The organism is Dapis purpurea BLCC-M126, from assembly GCF_050015975.1.
Lineage (GTDB): Bacteria > Cyanobacteriota > Cyanobacteriia > Cyanobacteriales > Microcoleaceae > Trichodesmium.
Genome location: NZ_JBNHER010000300.1, coordinates 39,013 through 47,393 on the forward strand (window position 1 = coordinate 39,013; position 8,381 = coordinate 47,393).

General features: G+C 36.0%; 5 protein-coding genes. 4 read left to right on the forward strand and 1 reads right to left on the reverse strand.

Annotated features, from left to right (window positions below; genetic code table 11):
* The first annotated feature begins 139 nt into the window (after positions 1–139).
* The 4 genes from metG (at position 140) to ACP6PL_RS27295 (ending at position 6,125) form a co-directional block, all read left to right on the forward strand.
* Positions 140–1,744 (forward strand): methionine--tRNA ligase, encoded by a 1,605-nt coding sequence (metG, locus tag ACP6PL_RS27280; protein ID WP_426548482.1) that lies wholly within the window; start codon positions 140–142, stop codon positions 1,742–1,744.
* 115 nt (positions 1,745–1,859) lie between these two features.
* Positions 1,860–2,474: a LabA-like NYN domain-containing protein gene (locus ACP6PL_RS27285; protein WP_293104224.1), complete on the forward strand. Its 615-nt coding sequence runs from the start codon at positions 1,860–1,862 to the stop codon at positions 2,472–2,474.
* 892 nt (positions 2,475–3,366) lie between these two features.
* Entirely contained in the window at positions 3,367–4,530 is a 1,164-nt protein-coding gene (gene lptC / locus ACP6PL_RS27290) for an LPS export ABC transporter periplasmic protein LptC (RefSeq protein ID WP_426548483.1), read from the forward strand.
* A 518-nt stretch (positions 4,531–5,048) separates the two neighbouring features.
* Positions 5,049–6,125, forward strand: coding sequence for a tocopherol cyclase family protein (locus ACP6PL_RS27295; RefSeq protein WP_426548484.1), 1,077 nt, complete (start codon positions 5,049–5,051; stop codon positions 6,123–6,125).
* Positions 6,126–6,964: 839 nt separating this feature from the next.
* On the opposite strand, the gene ACP6PL_RS27300 is transcribed toward ACP6PL_RS27295, so the two are convergent.
* Entirely contained in the window at positions 6,965–8,275 is a 1,311-nt protein-coding gene (locus ACP6PL_RS27300) for a D-alanyl-D-alanine carboxypeptidase (RefSeq protein WP_426548485.1), read from the reverse strand.
* Positions 8,276–8,381 lie beyond the last annotated feature (106 nt).

An 8,381-nucleotide genomic window follows, 5' to 3' on the forward strand; every position in this document is an offset into this window, starting at 1 on the left:
ATTAGCTAATTATAATCAAGTTAATTTAGGTCAGCAAACAAGTAGTTAAGCTAAGTAGCAAATAAAATAGGTCGATACTACTAGAAAATGATTATCACCTTTGCCAGTTCAAATCAAAAGTATTTAATTCTGATTTTCCATGAAAAACATATATACAAATACAAATACCTTTGCAATTACAACCCCCCTTTACTACGTTAACGATTTACCACATATAGGTAGTGCTTATACCACTATTGCCGCCGATACGGTAGCTCGTTTTCAAAGGCTACAAGGTAAATCAGTACTTATGATTACTGGTACAGATGAGCATGGCCAGAAAATTCAAAGAACAGCTCAGAACAAAGGAAGGTCTCCTAAAGAACACTGTGACTCAGTAGTTACAGGATTTGAATCTCTTTGGCAACAACTAAATATTCAGTATGACCGTTTTAGTCGTACTACTGCATCTAACCACGAAAAAATTGTCAAAGAATTTTTTCGAAGAGTTTGGGATCGAGGTGATATCTACTTAAGTCAGCAACAAGGATGGTATTGCGTATCTTGTGAAGAATTTAAAGAAGAGCGCGAACTTCTAGAAGATAAATATTGTGCTATTCACACTAACCAAAAAGTAGAATGGCGCGATGAGCAAAACTACTTCTTTCGTCTCTCTAGGTATCAGGAACAACTACAAGCTTTCTACCAAGAAAGGCCAGAATTTATTCAACCCGAAAGCCGTCGGAATGAAGTCTTAAGCTTTGTCAATCAAGGATTACAAGACTTTTCAATCTCTAGAGTTAATGTGGATTGGGGCTTTCAACTACCTATCGATCCCAACCATACCATATATGTTTGGTTTGATGCTCTCTTAGGTTATGTTACGGCCCTTTTAGATCCTGATAGTGAACCCACCCTAGAGAATGCTTTATCAAAATGGTGGCCGATTAATCTACACCTAATTGGGAAAGATATATTACGTTTTCATGCTGTTTATTGGCCAGCAATGCTAATGTCAGCAGATTTACCTATGCCTGGCGGTGTATTTGGACATGGGTTTTTGACTAAAGACGGCAAGAAAATGGGTAAATCTCTAGGTAATACTTTAGATCCTTTTGAATTAATCCAAAAGTACGGCTCTGATGCAGTTCGTTACTATTTTCTCAAAGAAATCGAATTTGGAGTTGATGGTGATTTTAGTGAAACCCGGTTTATCAATGTCCTAAATGCTGACTTAGCAAATGACTTGGGTAATTTACTAAATCGTACCCTGAAAATGGCTCATAAATACTTTAATGGTCAAATTCCTAATATTAATGGTGAGGAAGTAGAAGTTACTCATCCACTCAAAACAATAGGCATCAGTTTGGGCGAAGAAGTTAGTCAAGCTTACACATCTTTAGCTTTTAGTAAAGTTTGTGAAGCAGTATTAGTTTTAGTTAGAACCTGCAATAAATATATAGACGAAACTGCTCCGTGGAGTTTATATAAACAGGGTCAATTAGAAGCTGTAGCAGAAGTGTTATATTCTGTGTTGGAGTCTGTTAGATTAGCAGCCTATCTTTTATCGCCGATTATTCCTAATATTAGCAATGCTATCTATCAGCAACTAGGTTTCTCAAATGATTTTAACAATAAATCAGTAATTTATAGTTCAGAAACTTTTGCCAAACAAATAAGTTGGGGCGCTCTACCTGTAAATCAAATTCTGGGGAAACCTCAACCTGTTTTTCAAAGACTAGAACTGACAGAAACTGTTGCTTAATAAAGCCAATTGTACTTTTGTTTTTTTAATTACATAGCTTGTTTTTTCTCTTACAAATTATCTCTGATTAAGAATTAAATTTCTTTATTTCATAAAAAAACTGAGGTTAAAAATCATGTTGAATCATCAACAAATACAAATAGAGTGTAATGAAATATTTACACCAGAACAAGTTCTAGAAAATCGTGGCAAAGTAGCTATTTTTATTGATGGATCTAACTTATTTTATGCTGCTTTGCAGTTAGGAATTGAGATAGATTATACGAAACTTCTTTCACGTCTTACAGGAGGTTCTCGTCTTCTACGTTCCTTTTTCTACACTGGAGTAGATCGTACTAATGAAAAACAGCAAGGGTTTTTGTTATGGATGCGTCGTAATGGTTATCGGGTCATTTCTAAAGACTTGGTACAATTACCAGATGGTTCTAAAAAAGCTAATCTTGATGTAGAAATAGCTGTTGATATGATGGCTTTAGTAGGTTCTTATGACACTGCTGTATTAGTTAGTGGAGATGGAGATTTAGCTTATGCTGTAGATGCTGTTAGTTATAGAGGTGTTAGGGTTGAAGTGGTTAGTCTTAGAGCTATGACTAGCGATAGTTTAATTAATGTTTCTGATCGTTATATAGACCTGGAACAGATTAAAGAAGACATTCAAAAAACTTCAAAATCTCCTAGCTATACCTATCGTCCTTTATCAGCTATAGGGTTGATGGATGAACATGATTAAGGATAATATTTGGTCTAATGTAACTTAGAAAATTTGTCAAATTTTAGAACAATAATTAATTTCAAAGTGGTGTGAATTTTTGTTGAGTTTAGTAGATTAATACCTGAAGCATTTTTCTGTCTAGGTTTGAAAAGTAAATTAGAGCAAAAATTAAATATTATTTAACTACAAGGAAAGTTGAAAAAACTAAGCATTATTCAAGTGAAAGCTGGAAAAATTTGTGCTTATGATGAAAAACTTTCCTTGAGTCTTTTTGCAGATATAGAATTTATGAATATATAGCAATATGTTTTGAGTTGTGAGATATTGGAGACTTTTAGGGAGCAGGGAAAAGGTAATAGGGAACAGAGAAGAATAAAAAAACGAATAGATATGAATAAGATAACTGCTATATTCTGTTCTTTTAAGAAATATCTGAATTCTTACATCTGATTCCTGATTGCTATAGATAATATCAAATGAGCCTTAGTTGAGAGGGTATTTTTTAAAATTAAAGCCGTTGCTAAGTAAAGGATTTGGGGATGGGAAAAGCCTGCTTTTATACCCAGGTTTAGTATAATATAGCAATTCCCATACTGGTGAGGTAAAGTTCCTTGGTTTTAGGGAACACGGAAGAGGGAGTAGGGAGTAGTAATTCTGGTTCCTTAGGAATAATAAAGAAGAAAAACAACTGTACCTCATTAGCTTGGGAAACGCTATATCAATTTTATTTATTGCCGAATTATTACATATTTTGTTTGTGAAAATTATCTTCATACTTCTTGAAAATTCAAAATTAAATCTTTTTATTCCTTTTATTAATGCCCTTATATACTGTTTATTTTCTCCTGTGTATTGTAGACTTATGTAATAATTATATGGATAAACATAATCTGAATATAATAGACTTTTTATGACAACACAAAATAATTCTTTTCCCCATTCAAAAAAAATATCAATCCCTTTATTAATCTTAGTAACTTTACTTCTAGGAATAACGGCTTGTAATCAACAAAATCAAACTCAAGAAAATATCTCAGAACAAACTATCCCTAATCAAACACCAGAAAGTGATTTAACCTTAAATGACGTTACTCTTGAAGAAGCATCGGAAGCAGGTGAAATGTTGTGGAGGGTAAAATCTAAACAAGCTTCCTATGTACAAGATAAAGAATTAGTGAGGGTAACTAAACCTGAAGGTGAATTGTTTCGAGATGGAAAATTAGCCTATAAAATTACTGCATTGCAAGGAGAAGTATATCAAGATGGAAACAAAATTTTACTGATAGAAGAAATAGAAGTATATGATATTCAAAATAAAATAGTTATCAGAGGACAACAATTAGAATGGTTAACTGAACCAGGAATCATTATTGTTCGCAACAATATAACAGGTAGTAACGAACAGATACAAGCATCAGCTCAAACGGCAAAAGTTATTAGCCTAGAAAAAAGAATAGAATTTTATGGTCAAGTAGTAGCTATGTTCCAAGAACCTGTAATGAAAATACAAACAGACCAATTATTTTGGGAGATAGATAAAAAAAAATTGATTGCTAATCAACCAATCAAAATAGAAGAATTAAAAGATAACAAAGTTATTGGCATAGCTTATGGTGACGAATCAGAATTTAATTTAGAAAGTCAAATAGCTACTCTAAAGAAAAATGTACAACTGCTCCGAACTAATCCAAAATTACAAATAAGTAGTGATTTGATGATTTGGAATATGCCACAAGATTTAATTGATTCACCAGGACCTATAACAGTATTAGAACAAGGAGAAAAAGTAGTTTTACAAGCAAATAAAGGTCAAGGAAATTTTCAGAACAATACCTTTATTTTATCAGGAGATGTCATTGGTGTTGGGCAAGAAAATCAAGCTCAATTAAATAGCGATCGCCTAACTTGGTATTTGAAAAATCAAACTTTTGAAGCAGAAGGTAATGTATTTTATCGTCAAGTCGATCCACCATTTAATGTTAGAGGCCCAAGGGCAGTGGGACAACTAAAAAATGAAACAGTTATTATTGAAGGTGGTAATAGCAATGTAGTAACAGAAATTATTCCTCAATAATGTAGTTAAAGTACCTTAACTCATGTAGAACCTGTTGAAGTGTAGTCTCCTAATTAACCAAAAACCATTTTTAGTAGATGTTAATTTTTTTGTAGTTATTATTACAAAGGAACAAGGGTCGTGCCAGATTAGTTATAAAAGAAAGACCATCTCGAGAAAACAAAAATGAATACTGATGAACAAGCCCGGGAACTAATGGTAAAAAATAGACTCCACGAAGAAAATCTACAATAATCTATGCAAAACCGAGCCTGAGAAGAAGTCGAACAGACAGCAAATCATACAGAGGAAGAAAAAGCCACAGAACTAATTGCTCAAAAACGGCAAAATGAAGAACATCTACAAGAATCTATGCTAAATCGTTCCTCAGAAGAAGTAGGTATGTCTCGTTAATCAAGTCTTATATTAGGATAAAATATTAAATATTGGGTGCGATCGCACAATATTATCAAAATAATGTGAGCGTACCCTTTGCTTACAAGAATTTAGCTCATTTAAACAAAATTACTTAAAGAATTGTGAGAGGATACCCAAAACAAACACCTCATAGTGGCTATCACTGGGATGGTAGTGATCGCCGTTTCTTTGAAGGCTGGTATTATCGAGTCACCCTACCAGAAGAAAAACAAACCTTTGCTTTCATGTATTCTATAGAAGATCCTATTGGCGATCAAACTTATAGTGGTGGTGGCGCTCAAATTCTTGGCCCAAATGACGAATATCTCTGTCGTACTTTTCCAGATGTCAAAAAATTTTGGGCAACTCCAGAGGTTCTAGAATTAGGTCATTGGGGACAAACAACTTTACAAGGTCCTGTTGGCTATCTAGAGCCACAAGTATTTGATACTCAAATCAAACAAGGGTATCAAGCTACAGCAACTTGGCATCAAGGAATTCTTTTTGACCCAGGAACAAATAATTATTGCCGTTGGCAATATGAAACACAACCTATATATGGTTGGGGAAACCCAGATGCAATACAACAATCAACAGCAGGTTGGCTCTCGTTTTTACCAATTTTTGAGCCTGGATGGCAAATATTAATGGCTCATGGTTTTGCTAGTGGTTGGATAGAATGGAATGGAAATACCTATGAATTTACCAATGCACCAGCCTACAGTGAGAAAAATTGGGGTGGAGCCTTCCCCAAAAAATGGTTTTGGTTGAACTGCAACAGTTTTTATGATGAACCAGATTTAGCTTTAACTGCTGGCGGTGGTAAGCGAGGAGTATTGTGGTGGATGGAAGAAGTGGCAATGGTGGGTATTCATTACCAAGGGAAATTTTATGAGTTTGTACCGTGGAACTCTGAAGTATATTGGCAAATTCAGCCTTGGGGAGAATGGAAAATGCAGGCAAAAAATGATTTATTTGAGGTAGAGTTGACTGCAACTACAAATCATTCTGGTACACCTCTACGGGCACCATCAGAACAGGGATTAATATTTTTGTGTCGGGATACCATGCGGGGTAATTTAACTTTGAAGTTAAGAGAAGTTAGGGATGGTTATTCAAAGTTAATTTTGGAGGCGCGTAGCGATCTATGTGGTTTAGAAGTAGGTGGCGGAGGTTGGGAGCAAGCTTGGGTTAAGTGATGTATTACTGATGGCTGCCGAAACTTTCTACTTCCAATTCCTGCAATTCTTGAGTCAAGCGAAAGACTTGATATTTTCCTAAGTTAAGTAGAAATTATCCCCATGACATTCCTGCTAGTTCAGCTGCTTTTATAGGATAAACAAGCTATTTGATAGAGTTTAACTACGGTTTACTGAAAAAGTCTTTTTTAAGGAGTAGGGGAGTAGGGGAGTAGGGGAGTAATTTTTTGGCTCAACTCTTGCCCAAAATCCTAACTTTTTGAGCATAAAGAGCTAAAAAATAGTGCAGGATGACAGAAATACAGCAGATTTCGGGCAAATAAGGTACAAGGTGAATAGTGAAAATATTGCAGTGCGGGCATCTTGCCCGCTTCTTGGTGTACCTCATAACTTCGGAAGCCGCTGTAAGTGACCAGTGACAAAATACTCAAAGCCTTACCAATCAAAACTTTTGACTTCCCCTCCTGGGAGGGGCAGGGGTGGGTTGAATTCTGAATTCTGACTTCCGCGTAGCGGTACTAGGTACGTTTTCCCGACCTAAAAAGGCTAAAACTTTTATCTGTCAATGCTTTAAGATTTAATCAGCAATCCCTAACTACTGCTAATATGCGTAATTATCCTGCAAATGTTATTGCATATGCCTTGGTTGCTTCTAGGACTAATGCAACGCTGTGTGCAACTTTTTCTAAACGAGGAAATTTAGGGACTGTTAAGAACCAGAATTTCTGCTAAATAGCCAGAAATGCTGATTATCTCCTAGAAAGTTGTACATCAGCAGATACGTTAAACTAATTATCATCTGTATCTGTTCGCTATTTTCACTCAAAACTTTCCTCAAACTAATTTCCTGAAAGCATAATATTTCTTCTACTATCTCCCAAACCCAAGCGATCGCCATTTATCTTAGGAACAATACCTCCAGGTGGCGTTGTTGCTCCCCACCTCTTAACTAATTCCTGTAAAAATTTATCCTGCTCTGCTCGTGTTTCCTCCCAATAAGGACTCCGGTTAACCATCGTAAACCAAACCAAACCCTGTTCCCGCGTGGGAAAAACTCCCGCTAAAGCAATAACATCATTCAAAGTACCAGTCTTTACCGCCGCTCCCTGGGGAATATTCCGTGACTGATCGGTTAAAGTTCCCGTGTCGTACCCAGATACCGGAAACAGATCGGCAATAACCCACTCAGAATTTTGCAGACACCGTTGAATAGCTACCAACATTGCAGTTACTGCTCTTGGAGAAATCAGATTTTCTACTCCCAATCCAGAACCATTAATTAACTGTATTTCTGCCTCCGGCACTCCAGCACTCCAAGCAGCTTTTCGTTGCACAACTTTTGCTCCTCCCAAATTTTCCGCTAACCTCTCAGCTAAATTATTCTTACTTTCCACATTCATTGTTTTGAGAATATACACCAGCGGTAATGATTTGTGTCTAATAATAGGAATTTTCTGAGATACAGATTTTTGGGATATAACAGAACCAGCGATCGCTACTTTCGGCATCGGTGTTCCTAGTGGCATTCGGTTGTAGATACTTCTGACATTTCTAGACCAAGTTCCTGAATTTATACCTTCTCGCAAGAACTGACCAGCGACTACAGGATCATAGCGATTATTCATCGAAAAATCGCCTACTATAACTAAATTACCCGTCACCTGATTGATACCCAATTTTTGTATAGCGTTGCCCAGGGCGATCGCCTCTTCCCAGACAAAATAAGGGTCACCACCACCATTAATGACTAAATTTCCTCGCAAGATGCCATTAGTAATTGGACCTGTGGTACTAATCAAAGTTTCAAATTGATGTTGAGGTCCCCAAGTTTCCAGTGCAGCTAAAGATGTAGCGATTTTAGTTAAAGAAGCACCGGGAATAGGAATTGTACCTTCGTGACTATGTAGAGAACTTAGTTCTGACTGTATCCAGATACCCTGAGAATCAGCAGTTAGTAATCCTTTTGTTTTTAAGCTTTCTAAATATTCATCTACTTCTAAGGTCAATATTTCATCTGAATTTTGAGGAGAAATTAATTGAGGTAGACCTGCCTGCCATTTGAGTCTAGCTATAGTGTTCTGCCCAATAGTTTGTATCCCTGCCATTTCTAACCACAGATGTATAACTCCGTAGCTGAACAATTCCCACATAAATTAATTCAATGTTTTCCAAATTCTTCCATCATAGCGAACTTCAATAATATATAGAACCCCTAAGCGTATCTTTATAAATATGCGCGTTAGCTAGGAGTTAGGA